This is a genomic window from Cellulomonas sp. McL0606 (genome assembly GCF_058248365.1).
Genome location: NZ_CM177779.1, coordinates 3,509,502 through 3,524,400 on the forward strand (window position 1 = coordinate 3,509,502; position 14,899 = coordinate 3,524,400).

At 71.3% G+C, this 14,899-nt stretch carries 16 protein-coding genes and 2 pseudogenes; 7 read left to right on the forward strand and 11 right to left on the reverse strand.

Features of this window, described 5'->3' with window-relative positions; genetic code table 11:
* Positions 1 to 87: 87 nt before the first annotated feature.
* Positions 88 to 966 (forward strand): annotated as a pseudogene (locus AC38ZX_RS17810) (NUDIX hydrolase); the annotation flags it as partial.
* On the opposite strand, the gene AC38ZX_RS17815 reads toward AC38ZX_RS17810, so the two are convergent.
* From AC38ZX_RS17815 to AC38ZX_RS17825, 3 genes are all read right to left on the reverse strand, one after another.
* A complete protein-coding gene (locus AC38ZX_RS17815; RefSeq protein ID WP_426593150.1) occupies positions 963 to 1,967 on the reverse strand; it encodes an inorganic phosphate transporter in 1,005 nt (334 codons plus the stop codon). The pseudogene AC38ZX_RS17810 and the gene AC38ZX_RS17815 sit on opposite strands and share 4 nt — an antisense overlap.
* A gap of 6 nt (positions 1,968 to 1,973) precedes the next feature.
* On the reverse strand, positions 1,974 to 2,594 hold the full coding sequence (locus AC38ZX_RS17820; RefSeq protein WP_426593151.1) for a DUF47 domain-containing protein: 621 nt from the start codon (positions 2,592 to 2,594) through the stop codon (positions 1,974 to 1,976).
* 344 nt (positions 2,595 to 2,938) lie between these two features.
* Positions 2,939 to 3,538, reverse strand: a complete 600-nt coding sequence (locus AC38ZX_RS17825; RefSeq protein ID WP_426595998.1) for a hypothetical protein — start codon at positions 3,536 to 3,538, stop codon at positions 2,939 to 2,941.
* A 200-nt stretch (positions 3,539 to 3,738) separates the two neighbouring features.
* Here AC38ZX_RS17825 and AC38ZX_RS17830 point away from each other — a divergent pair, with 200 nt between their 5' ends.
* On the forward strand, positions 3,739 to 5,259 hold the full coding sequence (locus AC38ZX_RS17830) for a sugar porter family MFS transporter (RefSeq protein WP_491295366.1): 1,521 nt from the start codon (positions 3,739 to 3,741) through the stop codon (positions 5,257 to 5,259).
* Between the two features lie 76 nt (positions 5,260 to 5,335).
* On the opposite strand, the gene AC38ZX_RS17835 is transcribed toward AC38ZX_RS17830, so the two are convergent.
* From AC38ZX_RS17835 to msrB, 3 genes are all read right to left on the reverse strand, one after another.
* Positions 5,336 to 5,788: a MarR family winged helix-turn-helix transcriptional regulator gene (locus tag AC38ZX_RS17835; protein ID WP_426593153.1), complete on the reverse strand. Its 453-nt coding sequence runs from the start codon at positions 5,786 to 5,788 to the stop codon at positions 5,336 to 5,338.
* 123 nt (positions 5,789 to 5,911) lie between these two features.
* A complete protein-coding gene (locus AC38ZX_RS17840; protein WP_491295367.1) occupies positions 5,912 to 6,733 on the reverse strand; it encodes a nuclease-related domain-containing protein in 822 nt (273 codons plus the stop codon).
* 91 nt (positions 6,734 to 6,824) lie between these two features.
* The gene (msrB, locus tag AC38ZX_RS17845; RefSeq protein ID WP_426593155.1) at positions 6,825 to 7,226 is read right to left on the reverse strand and encodes a peptide-methionine (R)-S-oxide reductase MsrB; all 402 of its coding nucleotides are present in this window, start codon (positions 7,224 to 7,226) and stop codon (positions 6,825 to 6,827) included.
* A 945-nt stretch (positions 7,227 to 8,171) separates the two neighbouring features.
* Between msrB and AC38ZX_RS17850 the strand changes: the two genes are divergently transcribed.
* From AC38ZX_RS17850 to AC38ZX_RS17870, 5 genes are all read left to right on the forward strand, one after another.
* Positions 8,172 to 8,537 (forward strand): diguanylate cyclase domain-containing protein, encoded by a 366-nt coding sequence (locus tag AC38ZX_RS17850; RefSeq protein ID WP_491297476.1) that lies wholly within the window; start codon positions 8,172 to 8,174, stop codon positions 8,535 to 8,537.
* The gene (locus AC38ZX_RS17855; RefSeq protein ID WP_491295368.1) at positions 8,465 to 9,535 is read left to right on the forward strand and encodes a putative bifunctional diguanylate cyclase/phosphodiesterase; all 1,071 of its coding nucleotides are present in this window, start codon (positions 8,465 to 8,467) and stop codon (positions 9,533 to 9,535) included. Before AC38ZX_RS17850 ends, AC38ZX_RS17855 begins: the two co-directional genes overlap by 73 nt.
* A 79-nt stretch (positions 9,536 to 9,614) precedes the next feature.
* Positions 9,615 to 10,280: a hypothetical protein gene (locus AC38ZX_RS17860; RefSeq protein ID WP_426593157.1), complete on the forward strand. Its 666-nt coding sequence runs from the start codon at positions 9,615 to 9,617 to the stop codon at positions 10,278 to 10,280.
* Positions 10,281 to 10,287: 7 nt separating this feature from the next.
* Positions 10,288 to 10,587, forward strand: coding sequence for a hypothetical protein (locus AC38ZX_RS17865; RefSeq protein ID WP_491295369.1), 300 nt, complete (start codon positions 10,288 to 10,290; stop codon positions 10,585 to 10,587).
* Positions 10,584 to 11,015: a S24/S26 family peptidase gene (locus AC38ZX_RS17870; protein ID WP_491295370.1), complete on the forward strand. Its 432-nt coding sequence runs from the start codon at positions 10,584 to 10,586 to the stop codon at positions 11,013 to 11,015. Before AC38ZX_RS17865 ends, AC38ZX_RS17870 begins: the two co-directional genes overlap by 4 nt.
* A 201-nt stretch (positions 11,016 to 11,216) precedes the next feature.
* Here the strand turns inward: AC38ZX_RS17870 and AC38ZX_RS17875 are convergent, their stop codons facing one another.
* The 5 genes and pseudogenes from AC38ZX_RS17875 to AC38ZX_RS17895 all read right to left on the reverse strand — a co-directional run bounded on the left by AC38ZX_RS17875 (position 11,217) and on the right by AC38ZX_RS17895 (position 14,858).
* Positions 11,217 to 12,620, reverse strand: coding sequence for an FAD-binding oxidoreductase (locus AC38ZX_RS17875; RefSeq protein WP_491295371.1), 1,404 nt, complete (start codon positions 12,618 to 12,620; stop codon positions 11,217 to 11,219).
* A 133-nt stretch (positions 12,621 to 12,753) separates the two neighbouring features.
* A complete protein-coding gene (locus AC38ZX_RS17880) occupies positions 12,754 to 12,990 on the reverse strand; it encodes an ATP-binding protein (RefSeq protein WP_491295372.1) in 237 nt (78 codons plus the stop codon).
* A gap of 7 nt (positions 12,991 to 12,997) precedes the next feature.
* Positions 12,998 to 13,621 (reverse strand): annotated as a pseudogene (locus AC38ZX_RS17885) (sensor histidine kinase); the annotation flags it as partial.
* Positions 13,516 to 14,598, reverse strand: coding sequence for a PAS domain S-box protein (locus tag AC38ZX_RS17890; RefSeq protein WP_491295373.1), 1,083 nt, complete (start codon positions 14,596 to 14,598; stop codon positions 13,516 to 13,518). The gene AC38ZX_RS17890 and the pseudogene AC38ZX_RS17885, both read right to left, overlap by 106 nt.
* The gene (locus AC38ZX_RS17895; RefSeq protein WP_491295374.1) at positions 14,595 to 14,858 is read right to left on the reverse strand and encodes a response regulator; all 264 of its coding nucleotides are present in this window, start codon (positions 14,856 to 14,858) and stop codon (positions 14,595 to 14,597) included. Before AC38ZX_RS17895 ends, AC38ZX_RS17890 begins: the two co-directional genes overlap by 4 nt.
* Between the last annotated feature and the right edge of the window lie 41 nt (positions 14,859 to 14,899).

Sequence of the window (14,899 nt, forward strand, 5' to 3'; positions counted from 1 at the left end):
CAGACGCCGGCGATCGTCGAGGCGGCCGGCGCACTCGTCTGGCGGGTCCGCCTGGGCAAGCTCCAGGTCGCCCTGGTGCACCGACCGCGGTACGGCGACTGGTCGTGGCCCAAGGGCAAGGTCGACCTCGGCGAGAGCATCCTCGACGCCGCGACGCGTGAGGTTGCCGAGGAGACCGGTCACGACGTCGTCCTCGGGATCCCGCTGCCCGGCCTGGAGTACGGCCTCTCGGACGGCCGGCGCAAACGGGTGCACTACTGGGCCGCGCAGGTGGCGGGTCGACCGGACGCGGCCGCGCTGCGCGCGCGCCCACCCGCCCCGCCGGTCTCGCCCAAGGAGATCGACCAGCTGCGCTGGTTCGACGCCGACGTCGCCTTCAAGCGGCTGACGCGCCCCGACGACCAGGAGCCGCTCGACGACCTGGTCGAGGCCTACGCCAAGGACCGGCTGGACACGCGCGCGCTGGTGGTCGCCCGGCACGGGACCGCACGGCGCCGCGCGGACTGGAAGGGCAGCGAGCTCGATCGACCGCTCACCCCCGAGGGACTGCGGCAGGCGACCCGGCTGACGCCGATCCTGTCCACGTTCGGCGTCGGCCGTGTGGTGACCAGCGCGTGGGCCCGGTGCGTGAGCACGGTGGCGCCCTACGTCACGGCGGCGCAGGTGGTCCCCGAGGTGTCCGCGATCCTCACCGAGACCGAGCACAAGTCGTCGCCGGCGAAGGTCGCTGCCGAGGTGCTGGGCCTGCTGGAGTCGCAGGCGGACGTGGTCGTGTGCACGCACCGGCCGGTGCTGCCGACCGTCGTGGACGTGCTCGCGCAGCACGCCAGCCGTCAGATCGCGGACTCGCTGCCGAACGAGGACCCGTTCCTGCACCCGGCCCAGGTGCTGGTCGCGCACGTCGCGCAGACCCCCAAGGGTCCCCGGGTCGTCGCGACGGAGACCCACCGGCCGCACGAGGCCTAGCGGCTGAGCAGCGGGTTCAGGATCCAGTACACGACCGCCGCGACGAGGGCCGCCGCGGGAATGGTCAGCACCCACGCGTAGGCGATGTTCTTCGCGACGCCCCAGCGGACCGCGGAGGCCCGCTTGGTGGCGCCGACACCCATGATCGCGGACGTGATCGTGTGCGTCGTCGAGACCGGTGCGTGGAACCAGTACGCGCTGCCGTACAGGACCAGCGACGCCACCGACTCGGCGACGAACCCCCGGGCCGGGTCGAGCTCGATGATCTTGCGTCCGAGCGTGCGCATGATGCGCGACCCGCCCGAGTAGGTCCCCAGCGAGATCGCCGTGGCCGCGGACAGCTTGACCCACAGCGGGATGTCGGTGCCGGTGTGGAACCCGCCGGCGACGAGCGCCAGGACGATGATGCCCATGGTCTTCTGCGCGTCCTGCAGGCCGTGCCCGAGGGCCATCGCGGCCGCGGACGCGGTCTGCGCGAGCCGGAACCGCCGTTGCGTGCGGGCGGGGGCGCGGTGCCGCACGAGCCACAGCACGCCGACCATCAGCGCGAACGCACCGAGGAACCCGATCACGGGCGAGAACACCATCGGCAGGACGACCTTGTCCCAGATCTGGCTCCAGTGCACCGTCACGCTCGCTGCGATGCCCACGCCGGTCAGGGCGCCGATGATCGCGTGCGTCGACGAGGACGGCAGGCCCAGGCGCCAGGTGATGAGGTTCCACGTGATCGCACCGACGAGGGCGGAGAGCACGATGATCAAGCCCTCCTGCGAGCTCACATCGTCGATGCTGATGATGTCTTCGGCGATCGTCGTCGCCACGTTGGTGCCGAGCAGCGCGCCGAGCAAGTTGAAGAACGCCGCCATCAGCAGCGCGACCCGTGGGGTCAGCGCGCGGGTGGAGACCGAGGTGGCGATCGCGTTCGCGGCGTCGTGGAAGCCGTTGGTGTAGTCGAAGCCGAGCGCAAACACCACGACGATGATGACGAGCGCGATTTCCACCGAGCTTCAGGACTCCTTGAGCGCGATGGTCTCGACGGTGTTCGCCACCTTCTCGAACGCGTCGGCGGCGTCCTCGAGACGCTCGACGATCTCCTTGAGCTTCATCAGCAGGATCGGGTCGGTGATCTCGTCGAACATCTGCGCCAGCAGCTTGCGGTGGATCTTGTCGGCCTGGTTCTCGAGGCGGTTGACCTCGACCCAGTACTCGGCCAGCGAGTCCATCGAGCGCAGCCGGGGCATGGCCTCGGCCGTCAGCTCGGCGGCACGCTGCAGCACCTGGACCTGGTCGGAGACGCGGGCGGGCAGGTCGTCGACCTTGTAGAGGACGATCAGGTCGGCCGCTTCCTCCATGAAGTCCATGCAGTCGTCGAGGCTCGAGGCGAGCATGTAGATGTCGTCGCGGTCGAACGGGGTGACGAAGGTCGAGTTGAGCCGCCGCATGATCATGTGCGTGGCGTCGTCGGCCTCGTGCTCGGCGTCGGCGAGGCGCTTGCCGATCTCCTTGCGCGCAGCCCGGTCCGCTCCGAGCATCTCGCCCAGCAGGTTGGCACCCGTGACGAGGTGCACCGCCTGCACGGTGAAGAGATCGAAGAACGAGGTGTCGCGCGGGGTGAGGCGCAGGCGCACAGCAGGCTCCGTCAAGGGGGGAGAAGGACGGGGATCAGGCTAGGTCACGGCCGGGGGATTGCCTAACACGCCGCGACGCACGCATGGACCCATGGTGACAGGCCGGTAACGTCCGCGGTTCACCCGACCGGGCGGCCTCGACGGGCCGGGCGCAGCGACGCCGGGCCGCGGAGCGCCTCTCGGCGCGGGGCCGCTCGAAGCGGCTTGAGATGGAGCCCGGGGCTACCGCGACCCGACGTCGGTCCCATTCTAGTCCAGCACCGCGCGCCGCCCACGGCTGTCACGTCAGCGGACAGCGGAATCGGCAGGCGCAGACCCGGGCGATGCGGGCGAAAACGGCCGCCCTACTCCAACCTGTCCGCACGCCACAGCTGCGCGGCCCGCCCGAGCTCCTCGGCCGTCCTGACCAGTGACGCCGCCCCGCGCGTCAGGCGGACCGCACCGGTCGGGTCGACCTCGTCCAGGTGGTCCGCGTCGAACGCCGCGCCCGTGGCCAGCACCTGGCAGAAGGCCGCCGCCCGCTCGAGCGCGACGGCGAGATCACCCGCGTAGACGCCGGACAGGACCGCGTCGGCGACGGCGCGGACGTCGTCCGGGCCCGGTGTCTCCGCCACTCCCGCCACGGCATCGTGCACCGGCGCCGCGGCGACGCCCAGCCGGTAGCGGTCGGCGATCGTCTCGGGATCGCGCCGCACCCACTCGCGCAGCACGTAGAGCCGCCACAGGGCCCCGGGCAGCGTGTCGGCCGGGCTGTCGGACCAGAGCCCGGCGACGACGTCGAGCCCCTCGGTCTCCACCAGCGACACCAGCCGCGCGACCACCTCAGGATCGGCGTTCGCTCGGCCGTGATGGACCAGCGCGGCGGCCGTCGTGTGCGCGGCATCGTTGCGTACCGCGGGGTCGTACCCGCCGGGGAGCTCGTCGGCGGCGGCCGGGTCGAGCATCGCGGGCCGGCGGGGACGCCGGGGGCCAGGGGTCGCATCCATCGCTCGATCTTGCACCGCGTCAGCGCGCGCGGCCAGCACGTCGGCGCCGGCGGAGCACCACGCGTCGCGTCGCGCGACGACATGCGCACGGGCCGCACCGGGTCCAAGGTGGTGGAGATCCAGGGTGGGCTCCACCCGGCGACAGGGAGGTCAGGGACATGTCGCACGCAACGACACCGCCCGGCGGGGCGCAGACTCAGGAGAACCCGTACAAGAACAAGGCCATCGGTCTGGCCATCGCCGCCGCGGTCGGCGGGTTCCTGTTCGGGTTCGACAGCTCGGTCATCAACGGCGCCGTCGATGCCATCCAGGGCCAGTTCGACCTCGGCTCGACGCTGACCGGCTTCGTGGTCGCCGTCGCGCTGCTGGGCTGCGCGTTCGGCGCCTGGCTGGGCGGCAGGCTCGCCGACAGGTTCGGACGCACGCGCGTGATGTTCGTCGGCGCGGTGCTGTTCTTCGTCTCCTCGGTCCTGTCGGGGCTCGCGTTCGGCGTCTGGGACCTGGTGGTGTGGCGCATCCTCGCCGGCGTGGGCATCGGTATCGCGTCGGTCATCGCGCCCGCCTACATCGCCGAGATCGCACCCGCGGCCATGCGCGGCCGGCTCGGCTCGCTCCAGCAGCTGGCGATCACGCTCGGCATCTTCGCCGCCCTGCTGTCCGACCAGCTGCTGCAGACGGCAGCGGGTGGCGCCTCCGAAACCCTCTGGCTCGGCCTCGAGGCCTGGCGCTGGATGTTCATCGTCGCCGTCATCCCCGCGGCCGTCTACGGCTACCTCGCGCTGCGCATCCCCGAGTCCCCCCGCTACCTGATCGCCACCGGCAAGCGTGATCAGGCCAAGGACGTGCTCACGACGACGCTCGGCGAGGGGGCCGACGTCGAGTCGCACGTGGCCCAGATCGAGAAGACGATCGAGACCGACAAGAAGCTCGAGTCCCAGTCCAGCCTGCGCGGCAACCGGTTCGGTCTGCTGCCCGTGGTGTGGATCGGCATCCTGCTGTCCGTGTTCCAGCAGTTCGTCGGGATCAACGTGATCTTCTACTACTCGACCACGCTGTGGCAGGCCGTCGGGTTCGGCGAGAGCGACTCGTTCCTCTACTCGACGATCACCTCGGTCACCAACGTGCTCGTCACGTTCATCGCGATCGCGCTGATCGACAAGGTGGGCCGTCGGCCGCTCCTCCTGACCGGCTCGATCGGCATGGCGACCACCCTCGGGCTGATGGCCCTCGCGTTCACCCAGGCGACCTACACCAAAGTCCCCGACCCGGACCACGCCGGTCAGATGATGACGCAGACCGACCTCCCGCACGCGTGGGGGATCACGGCGCTGATCGCCGCCAACCTGTTCGTCGTCTTCTTCGGCGCCACCTGGGGACCGCTCGTCTGGGTGCTCCTGGGCGAGATGTTCCCCAACCGCATCCGCGCCGCCGCACTGGGGGTGGCCGCAGCCGCGCAATGGATAGCCAACTTCGCCATCACCATCACGTTCCCGCCGCTGCTGGACAAGTTCGGCGCCTCGCTCCCCTACCTGATCTATGCGATATTCGCCGCCCTCTCGTTCCTGTTCACCTTGTGGAAGGTGCCCGAGACCAAGGGCATCGAGCTTCGAGGACATGGAGGGTGTGAAGGTCGACCGCTCCCGACGTGGCACGGCCGCGCCCGCCTGACGAGGGTGTGATCCGCCGTCGGGACGGACGGTGAGCGGCGCGGGGGTTCCTCTCTCTCCCCGCGCCGTTCCCGTCCTCAGCGCTCTGTCAGCCCTTGGCCTCGCGGGCGGCGGCGAGGTCGGCGTTGAGGCGGGCGATCTGGGCGGCGAACGAGCCGATGTCGTCGTCGGTCCAGCCGGCCAGCGCCGTGCGGAAGAAGACGCGACGAGCCGCCTGGGCGGTCTCGAATCGCTGCCGACCCTCGTCCGTGAGATCGAGCAGCTGACCGCGGTAGTCGTCGGGATCGGGTCTCCGGGACACCAGGCCAAGCTCGCCGAGCCGCGCGAGCTGTCGGGACATGGTGCCGCGGCCGACGCCGATGTTGGCGGCGAGGTCGCTGGCCCGCACGCCGGGCGTCGCCAGGATCATCGCGAGCAACGCGTACGCGGCCGGCTCGAGGTCCGGGTGCACCAGCTTGGAGATCGTCGCCGACGACGCCTGGGCCCGGCGCAGGAGGAGGCCCATCTCGCGCTCGAGCTGCCGGAACTGTTCGTCGACCACGGGCCCATCCTTGCGGACCCTGCGGAGAAAAGAGCCCGGCGCCACCGGGTAAGAACGAGATGTCTTACCAGTTCAGCAGGGTCGGCTGGGTGCCAGCACCCAGTCCGAGCCGTGAGACGGTGGCTAGCGGGACCAGGTCGCGCGCTGCCGGGCGACATGGGCGATCGCGGCGACGCGGTGGATGTCGAGCCGCTCGGGCATCCTGCGGAACGCGGCCTGCACGTCCTGTCGCGACATCACGACCGTCTCGCACTGCACGGCGCTGGGCCGGACCTCCAGATCGCCGTGCACGACGACCACGCCGCGGACGTTGACGTCGGCACAACCCGCGGTGAGGAGCAGACCGCGGACCCGCGCGGCCTCGAGCTTGGCGTCGCGCAGGTAGGCCACGGATCGGCCGTCGACCTCCAGGCTTCGACCGTCGACGACGATCTTGAGCCCTGGGTGCCGACGCTCGGCCACCGTGAAGACCCCACCGGGTCCGATCAGCAGGTGCTCGACGAGCGTGCCCTGCCGACCGAGCGGCACGTCGTGGATGACCTGCCAGCCCTCGTCGGTGAGGCGCTCGAGCCGCGTTCTCACCGTGCTGCCGCGGCCGGCGCGGACGCCGGCCAGATCGATCGTGTCCCAGTCGTCGCCACCCAACCAGGCCTGCAGCGCAGCGTCGTCGGCGGCGTCGAGCGCACCGATGCCGGGGGTGGCCACGGGAAGTGCGAGCTCGGTGACGTCGGCGCGCAGGTAGGCCTGCGCAGCGCGGCGCAGACCGAGCTCGAGGATCGGGTCGTCGGCCACGACCTCACCGGACTGCAGGTCGACCGATCCGACCCTGCGGCCGGTCTCCTGCGTGACGAAGAGACGGTCAGCGCCGTAGCGCCGCCACCTCCGCACGGTCAGGACATCTTCCACGACTGCATTATCGGCACCCCAGGTGCCGGACTTCAGCAATGTCGACCATCCGGACGCCCCACGGACGGGGTGTCGCAGCGACGCGCCGCGACCTGACCCGTCCGTGTACGCACGCGATCGGACACGTCGACTATGCGCTCGGCTCGAACGTCAGACTCACGGAGTTCATGCAGAACCGGTCGCCCGTGGGCGTCTGCGGCGCGTCGTCGAACACGTGCCCGAGGTGCGAGCCGCACTTCGCGCAGCGCACCTCGGTGCGCACCATGCCCAGCGTTCGGTCGGAGATCAGCTCCACCCGGTCGCCCGCCAGGGGCGAGAAGAAGCTGGGCCAGCCGCAGTGCGAGTCGAACTTCGTGTCGGAGCGGAACAGCTCGTTGTCGCAGGCGCGACACCGGTAGACGCCCTCCCGCTTCTCGTCCAGCAGTGCCCCGGTCCACGCCCGCTCGGTCCCCGCCTTGCGCAGGACGGCGAACTCCTTGGGCTCGAGCTCCAGGGCCCACTGCTCGTCGGTCTTGGTCACCTCGTACGTCATCGGACTCCTCCCAGGATCAGTTGCGTCCTGTGCAACATCGCGCCGTCCACCGACGTTCCCGACGCGCCCGGGCGACGCCGTGACCAGGCGTGTCGTGTTTCTTCCCGCTGTTCCGCATACTCTCGGCAAAGCGGATGCCGATCCGGCGCTCGCCGATGGAGGACGCCTGTGCCCGGAGCCACTCGCCGCCGCTGGTCGCTGACACGCTACTTCGCGGTCGTCAGCATCGTGGCCATGGCCGTGCTCGGCGTCGCCCTGGTGTGGGTGACGTGGTCGGTGATGAGCAACCAGGCCGTCAACGACGGGATCGTCGCGGCGGAGGACGTCCAGACCTACGCCACGGCGACGGTGCCCACCGATGCCTTCGTGCTCCCCGACGTCCTGACCCCGGACCAGGCCGCGGCGGTCCGGGTCGCGATCGCCGGCTTCTCCGACCACCTGATCGAGCTGCGGCTCTGGGCGCAGGACGGCTCGCTGATGTACAGCTCGGCCACCCACACCACGACGGCCTTCCCCGCCGGCGACCGCCTCGACCGCGTGATGTCGACCGGCCAGTCGGACGCGCGGATCATCACCGACGTGCGCGGCGCCAGCCTGAAAGCGGAGGAGAACACGCAGCGCCAGGTCCTCGACGTGTACGTGCCGGTGAAGGTCTCCGAGACCCGGACACGGGAGTCGACCCTGTCGCCGATGCCTCCGAGCGGGGAGATCGTCGGTGCGGCCGAGATCATGCTCGACCACACGGCCTCCAGCACCGCGTTGGCGGAAGCGGTGCGGACGGTCTCGATCGTCGTGGCACTGGGCCTGCTCCTGCTCTGGATCCTGCTCTTCCGCACGGTCTTCACCACGTCGCGACGGCTCCAGACCACCGCCCTGGAGAACGCGCGGCTCGCGTTGCTGGACTCGCTGACCGGCCTGCCCAACCGCCGCATGCTGGCCGAGCGGATGCGGCGCACGATCACCGAGGCGCAGGAGACCGGCAGCCGGGTCGGGCTGATGCTCCTGGACATCGACCGGTTCAAGGACATCAACGACTCCTTGGGCCACGACCGCGGCGACGAGCTGCTCGAGCAGGTGGCCGAGCGGCTGCGCGGTGCGTTGCGGGACGACGACATCGTGGCGCGCCTGGGTGGCGACGAGTTCGCGATCCTCCTGCCGGACGTCCGCTCCGTGGCGAACGCCGAACGACTGGCCCGCCGGGTGCGCGGCCTCTTCGTGCCCCCGTTCATGCTGGGCGCTTGCCGCTGCACGTGGACACGTCCGTCGGCGTCGCCTGCCTGCCGGACCACGCCGACGACCCGTCGTCGCTGATGCGCACCGCGGACGTCGCGATGTACGCGGCCAAGCACCGTCGCACGGGAGTGTCCGTCTACTCCTCCGACGAGGACGACTCGTCGCCGGCCCGTCTGGTCCTGCTCGGCGACCTGCACCGGGCGCTCACCCCTGCCGAGGGCGAGCCGCGCGAGCTGCGGATGCACTACCAGCCCAAGATCGAGCTGGCGACCGGCCGCACGATCGGGCTCGAGGCGCTCATGCGCTGGGTCCACCCGACGCGCGGCCTGCTGCCCCCGACGGTCTTCATCCCGCTCGCCGAGCAGTCGGGCCTCATCCACGACGTGACGCGGTACGTGCTGATCGAGTGCATCACCCAGCTCGCCGCCTGGCGCGCCGAGGGGCGCGCCACGCCCGTGGCGGTGAACCTGTCCGCGCACGACGTGACCACCTCGGCCGTCGTCGACCTCATCGAGCAGCTGCTCGACGAGCACGGCGTGCCTGCCGACCTGCTCGAGGTCGAGATCACCGAGACCGCGCTCGTCTCCGACCCGTCCCGGGTGGTCCCGGTGCTCGAACGGCTCAGCGCGTTGGGAGTCCGGGTGGCCATCGACGACTTCGGCATCGGCAACACGTCGATCTCGCAGCTGCGCGACCTGCCCGTCGACGAGCTCAAGATCGACCGGCTCTTCGTCTCGGACCTCGGGTCGGGGGGCCGCGAGGGGTCCGACACGCTCGTGCAGGCCATGGTCGACCTGGCCCACTCGTTCGACCTGCAGGTCGTGGCCGAGGGCGTCGAGGATGCCGGCACCGCGGCGATCCTGCTGCGCCTCGGCGTCGACCAGGCGCAGGGCTTCCTGTACTCGCAGGCCGTGCCTGCAGCGGAGCTGCCCCTGGTCAGCTCGGTCCCGCGCCCGCGACGCGGTCGCAGCAGTCGCGCCGGGGCGGTCGCGGTCGCCAGTCACGACGACCGGCCGGCTCCCGTCCGACACGCCCGCCCGCCGCGTCCACCACGTCCCGACCCCACGATCGGGTGATAATTCGGCATTGCACTCAAGTTCGGCGCCAGGGTGCCGATGGGAGAGTTTCGCTCAAAGCCCTCTGGAGGGTGCACTGATGATGGACGACCTGCTGCACGAGATGATCAACCCGGCCCCCGCACCGCGGGACGCAGCACGTCGGCGACGCCTGTGGACCACGGTTGTCATCGTCGGGCTGGCCGCGATCGGCGCGACGACGCTGACCACGTCGGCGCTGTTCACGGACAACGACTCGACCTCCGCCGACATCCACACGGGCACCGTGGACCTGGTCCTCGGCGGCCCCGTCCCGTTCGCGTTCACGCCGCAGAACCTGGCGCCGGGCTCGTCCACGTTCGTCCCGCTCACCGTCTCGAACGCGGGCTCGCTCGAGATGCGTTACGCGATCTCCTACTTCGGCGTCGCGGGCGCCGGTACCGGCACGGGCAACCTGAGCGACGTCCTGCAGCTGCGCATGTACGCGGTGCCGGCTGCCAGCTGCACGCAGGCCGGCACCGACGCCGCGACGACCATCAACAACGGCGGCGTCGCGGTCACCAACTGGCCCACCATCCCTGGTGCGCTCGTCGGCAGCTCGGCGGTCGGACCGGATGCCGGCGACCGCACGATCGCCGGCGGGAACAACACCGAGAGCCTGTGCGCCCGGGTCGACTTCCCGATCGGCGCGGGCAACGAGTACCAGGACACGACCGTCACCCTGAACCTCGTCTTCGACGCCGAGCAGACCATCAACAACCCCTGACCTGACCATGTCCGCCACGAGCGGGAGCCGCGGCGCTCCGCTGATCGACCGTCGGGCCCCTCGGGCCCCCGGCCGTTCGACCCGACGCCGCCGCCTCCCGGTGTGGCGGCGGGTCCTGTCTGTCGTCCTGTGGACGGTCGTCGTGGTCTGCGGGCTCGCCTACGCGGTGTCGCTCGCGGTCCCGCTCTGGTTCAACGCGCACGACCAGCGACTCCTGGTGGTGACGTCGGGATCGATGTCCCCGACGTTCGATGCGGGCGACGCCGTCGTGATGCGGGCGATCACCGACGAGTCAGAGCCAAGGTGAACCAGGTCATCTCGTTCTGGCCGGTCGGCTCCGAGGCGCTGGTCACACACCGGATCGTGGCCCTGCAGAAGATCCCGGACTCGGACACGGATCTGACCACCGGTCGCTCGGTCCCGCGGCTCGACGCCGACGGCAAGGCGAAGCTGCGCTCGTACGTCATCACCAAGGGCGACGCGAATCCCTATCCCGACGTGAACGCCACGCCGGTGGAACGGGTGCGCGGTGTCGTCCTCGCGGTCCACCCCGGGTGGGGCTGGGTGCTGAACTGGGCGGGCTCCAGCGTCGGACGCGCAATCATGCTTGTGCCTCCGCTGCTCGCACTCGCTACCCTCGAGCTGCTCGCGGTGCACGACCGCCGCCGCTCCGGCGACGGTCGCCCCGTCGAGAGCGCCGGCGACAGGAGGGTGGATGAGCTCCTCCTCGAATGAGCCACGGCCCTTCCTGTCGCGCGACCGCGGCTCGATCCTGCGGCTCGTCGTCGTGGTCCTCTTCGGCGTGGCGGCTCTCGTCGGTCCCGTTCTTGCCTCGACCGCCTCGCGATTCAGCGACGAGAAGCAGATCGGTGTGCAGCTTCTCCGTGCCGGGCACACCGACTCCCACTCCGACCCCGACTCCCACTCCCTGACCCGCTACGACCGCAGTCCGCGCGCAGCCAGCAGCACACCGTCGGGGTCGTACACGAGCGAGAGCGTCTGGAGCCGACGGGCGACCTCGGGCGGGAACACGCGCGCGGCCCACACCGGCCCCGCGGTATCGGTGAAGTTCGGCAGACCGCCGTCGGTGGCCCAGGGCGCGAGGCCGCTGTGCAGGTGGGCGCTGTCGCTGACCACCCGCTGCGCGATCTCCGGGACGAGCACCCCGAGCGAGAACACCGAGAACTCGGCGTCCCGGAAGGCGAACGCGCTGGGCACCCCGCGGTCGTCGCGCACCTTTCCACCGAGCTGACGGACCTCGACGACGGCGAGAGTCGTCGCCGCTGCGGGGCCGGCCAGCTCGATCAGCCGGTCGGCCGTCTCCGGACCGAACGACGACAGCAGGCTGTGCTGCTCGTGCAGCGGCATCGGGTCGACCGGGTCGCTGTGGATGCCTCCCAGCTCGGCGTAGGGCATGACCCGCACCGTGTCCAGCACGGGCTCGGCGACCGAGCGCAGCGCCTGGACCATCTCGGCACCCTCGACCGGGTCGCCCGTCCAGGCGAACCGCACCGAGATCGACGTCCGGCCACGCACGACCTCCGGGAAGACCGGCAGGTCCGGCAGGCGCAGCACGGCGAACGACGTCGTCCCGGCCTCCGGCAGCAACGACGACCAGACGCTCCACGTGCGGATCACCGCGGGCGCGGCCGCGGCGTCGAACCAGAGCGCACCGGCGTACAGGGACGGCTGCTCGACCAGGTCGATCTCGACCGCCGTCACGATCCCGAGGGTCCCCTTGCCCCCGCGCAGCCCCCAGAAGAGGTCCGGGTTCTGCGTGGCGCTGGCCCGGCGGATCGTGCCGTCGCCCGTGGCCACGTCGAACGCGCGGACCGTGTCCGACGCCAGCCCGTGCGTCCGCGCGACCGGCCCGAGGCCCCCACCGGTCAGGTAGCCGACCACGCCGACGTCCGGCGACGATCCCGCCAGGCCTGCGAGCCCGTGCGGCGCGCACGCCTCGAGCACCGCCTGCCACCTCACGCCGGCACCGATCCGGGCCCAGCGCTCCCCGGCGTGCACCGTGACCTCGTCCAGCGCGGCGGTGCTCACCAGGATCGCGTCCTGCATGCTCTCGGTGGCGCCGTGGCCCGTGCCCTGGACGGCGACCCGCACCCCGGCGGTGGCGGCGAGCCGCAGCGCGTGGCTGACGTCCTGCGCGTCGCGCACGGCGACGACGCCGGCGGGGGCGATCGCCTTGACCAGGTTGCTGGTGCGGGTCAGGGCGGTGTAGTCGTCTGTACCCGGCAGGTGCACGGGGACGCCGGACTCGGCGAGCGCCATGAGTGCTGCGGCCGGGGCGGGACGGTAGTCCGAGCCGACCAGTGAGCTGAGGATGGTCATGCGTGTCCAGTCCTTCGAGTGTCCGGCGCAGGGGACCTGCGCAGCTTCGTGTCCGCGCCGCGTGGCGCTCGGGCAAGAAGGGGACTCGGACGACCGTCTGATACATCCCGAATGTCCGACTACCGAGGGGTGCCTATCCGGGTGGCGTGGTCGGCAGGTCGATCGTGAACGTGGTGCCCTCACCCACCAGGCTCGCGATCGACAGCGTGCCGCCGTGGGCGTCGACGACCGCCTTGGTGATCGACAGGCCCAGCCCGACGCCCGGGATCGCCCGGCGGGTGGCCGTCGACGCCCGGAAGAACCGGGTGGTCAGCGACTCGGTCGTCGGGCGGGATGCCGATCCCGGAGTCGGCCACCGTGATCCGCGCACCGAGATCGGTGGGCGCGACGGAGACCCGGACCGATCCGCCGGCCGGCGTGAACTTGATCGCGTTCGAGACGAGGTTGTCGACGGCCTGCGCCAGCCGCACCGGGTCCGCGTCGATGGGCGCCGGCTCGATCCCGGCCTCGAGCGAGACTCGCGCGCTCTCCGCCACCGGGGCGGCTGAGCTGAGGGACGCGCGCGCGACCTCGGCGACGTCGATGCGCTGCGGCCCGATGGAGAACCGTCCCGCGTCCACCTGTGCGGTGAGCAGCAGGTCGCCGACGAGCCGCAGCTGGCGTCGGGCGTTGCGGTCGATGACGTCCAGGTACTCGCGCTGCTCGTCGGTCAGCGGGTCCGTGCCGTCGGTGAGCAGCTCGAGGTAGCCCAGCACCGACGTCAACGGCGTGCGCAGCTCGTGGCTGACCAGGCTCACGAACTCGTCCTGCAGGCGCGCGGCCTCGCGCTCGGCGGTGACGTCGGTGGCGACGACGACGCAGCCGTTCACCATCCCGCCGACGTCCTCGCGGCGGGTCACCGCGAGCTGCACGGTGAGCGTGGAGCCGTCCCGGCGGACGTACGTCCAGTCGCGCACCTCGGGCCGCCCCACCAGTGCGGCGGCGACGAGCGTGTCGAACATGACGCGCGGGTTGTCGACGCCCTCCGTGTCGTCGAAGGTTCCCGGCGGCGGGCGTCGAGCTCCGCCTGGACGTGGAAGGCCGTCAGTCGCACCCGCCCGACGACCTCGCTGCGGGCATACCCCAGGAGCCGCTCGGCGCCGGGGTTGAAGAGCTCGATCATGCCCTCCGCGTCGGTCGCGATGATCGCCTGCTCCGTCGCGGAGTCGATCACCGAGACCATCTGGTCGAGGGTGGCCCTGCGTCCGTCGGCCACCCGCGCGAGCTCCACGGCGTCGTTGCGGGCGCGTTCGAGGAGCGTCGCCTGTTGCTTCTGCAGCCGCTCCAGGGCGGCCGTGCGGGCGCGCAGGCGGTCGGTCGTCTCGTGCACGGTCACGGCCATCACGAACGCGACGAGCGACACGAACATGCTGCGCAGGATCGTGTCTGTCGTGACCCCGAGCGCCGAGTCCAGGATCGCCGGCGCGAAGATCACCGCCGCGACCCCGACCGTGCCGATCACCACGACCCGACGTCCCCGCTGGGACGCCAGCGCGATCACCGGCAGGAACACGATGGTCGTGAACAACGAGCCCGTCCCGCCGGTCCCCGCGCGCAGCACCCCCACGGCGATGATCTGAGCGATCGGCAGCACGTCCTGCGCGGCCTCGGGCCACCGGCTCCACGGCAGCAACCGGGCGGCGAGCGCCTGCGCGACCATGATGAGGCCCGCGGCCGCGACGAATTCCGGGTGCGGGACCGCGACCCACGGCGAGGCCATCAGGAGGAGCGCGACCAGGAACAGGGCCAGGACGGGCAGCTGCCGCTCGACCACGGACGCGTCGGGGCCGAGCAGGCGGTGCACGGTCGCCGTCCAGCGGGTCTGGTTCACCCTGTCGGTAGATCTCCTGCCCGTCCCGGCGCGGGCGGTGCCCAGGCGGCGATCCTTCTGGAAGCGCCGCTCGACGCCGTCCCACGGCGGCTCCGGGGGCTCGCTCATCCGGCGGCCAGCGCAGCGACGAGCGCCTGGTGCACGCGCTCGCCCGTGAACGGCTTCGGCAGCCACGCCTCGGCGAGGGGGTAGTCCTCGGTGTCGAGCACGGAGGTGACGACCACCGCCAGCGTCGGTCGTCGCACGCGCAGCTCCGCGACCAGCTCGGCGCCGCTCATCCCCGGCAACCGCAGGTCGACGAACGCGACGTCGACGTCGAGGGACGCCTCGTCGGCGAGCGCGTCCTCGGCGGTGGCCAGGGCGATCACCTCGCAGTCCAGCCTGTGCAGGTGCCGGACGAGCAGGGCGA

What these genes read in the sequence shown, in the direction of transcription:
- AC38ZX_RS17890 (WP_491295373.1), bottom strand. Translation starts at nt 14,598, where the DNA reads ATGAGCGAGCCCCCGGAGCCGCCGTGGGACGGCGTCGAGCGGCGCTTC.
- AC38ZX_RS17860 (WP_426593157.1), top strand. Translation starts at nt 9,615, where the DNA reads ATGATGGACGACCTGCTGCACGAGATGATCAACCCGGCCCCCGCACCG.
- msrB (WP_426593155.1), bottom strand. Translation starts at nt 7,226, where the DNA reads ATGACGTACGAGGTGACCAAGACCGACGAGCAGTGGGCCCTGGAGCTC.
- AC38ZX_RS17825 (WP_426595998.1), bottom strand. Translation starts at nt 3,538, where the DNA reads ATGCTCGACCCGGCCGCCGCCGACGAGCTCCCCGGCGGGTACGACCCC.
- AC38ZX_RS17865 (WP_491295369.1), top strand. Translation starts at nt 10,288, where the DNA reads ATGTCCGCCACGAGCGGGAGCCGCGGCGCTCCGCTGATCGACCGTCGG.
- AC38ZX_RS17850 (WP_491297476.1), top strand. Translation starts at nt 8,172, where the DNA reads ATGCGGCGCACGATCACCGAGGCGCAGGAGACCGGCAGCCGGGTCGGG.
- AC38ZX_RS17830 (WP_491295366.1), top strand. Translation starts at nt 3,739, where the DNA reads ATGTCGCACGCAACGACACCGCCCGGCGGGGCGCAGACTCAGGAGAAC.
- AC38ZX_RS17875 (WP_491295371.1), bottom strand. Translation starts at nt 12,620, where the DNA reads ATGACCATCCTCAGCTCACTGGTCGGCTCGGACTACCGTCCCGCCCCG.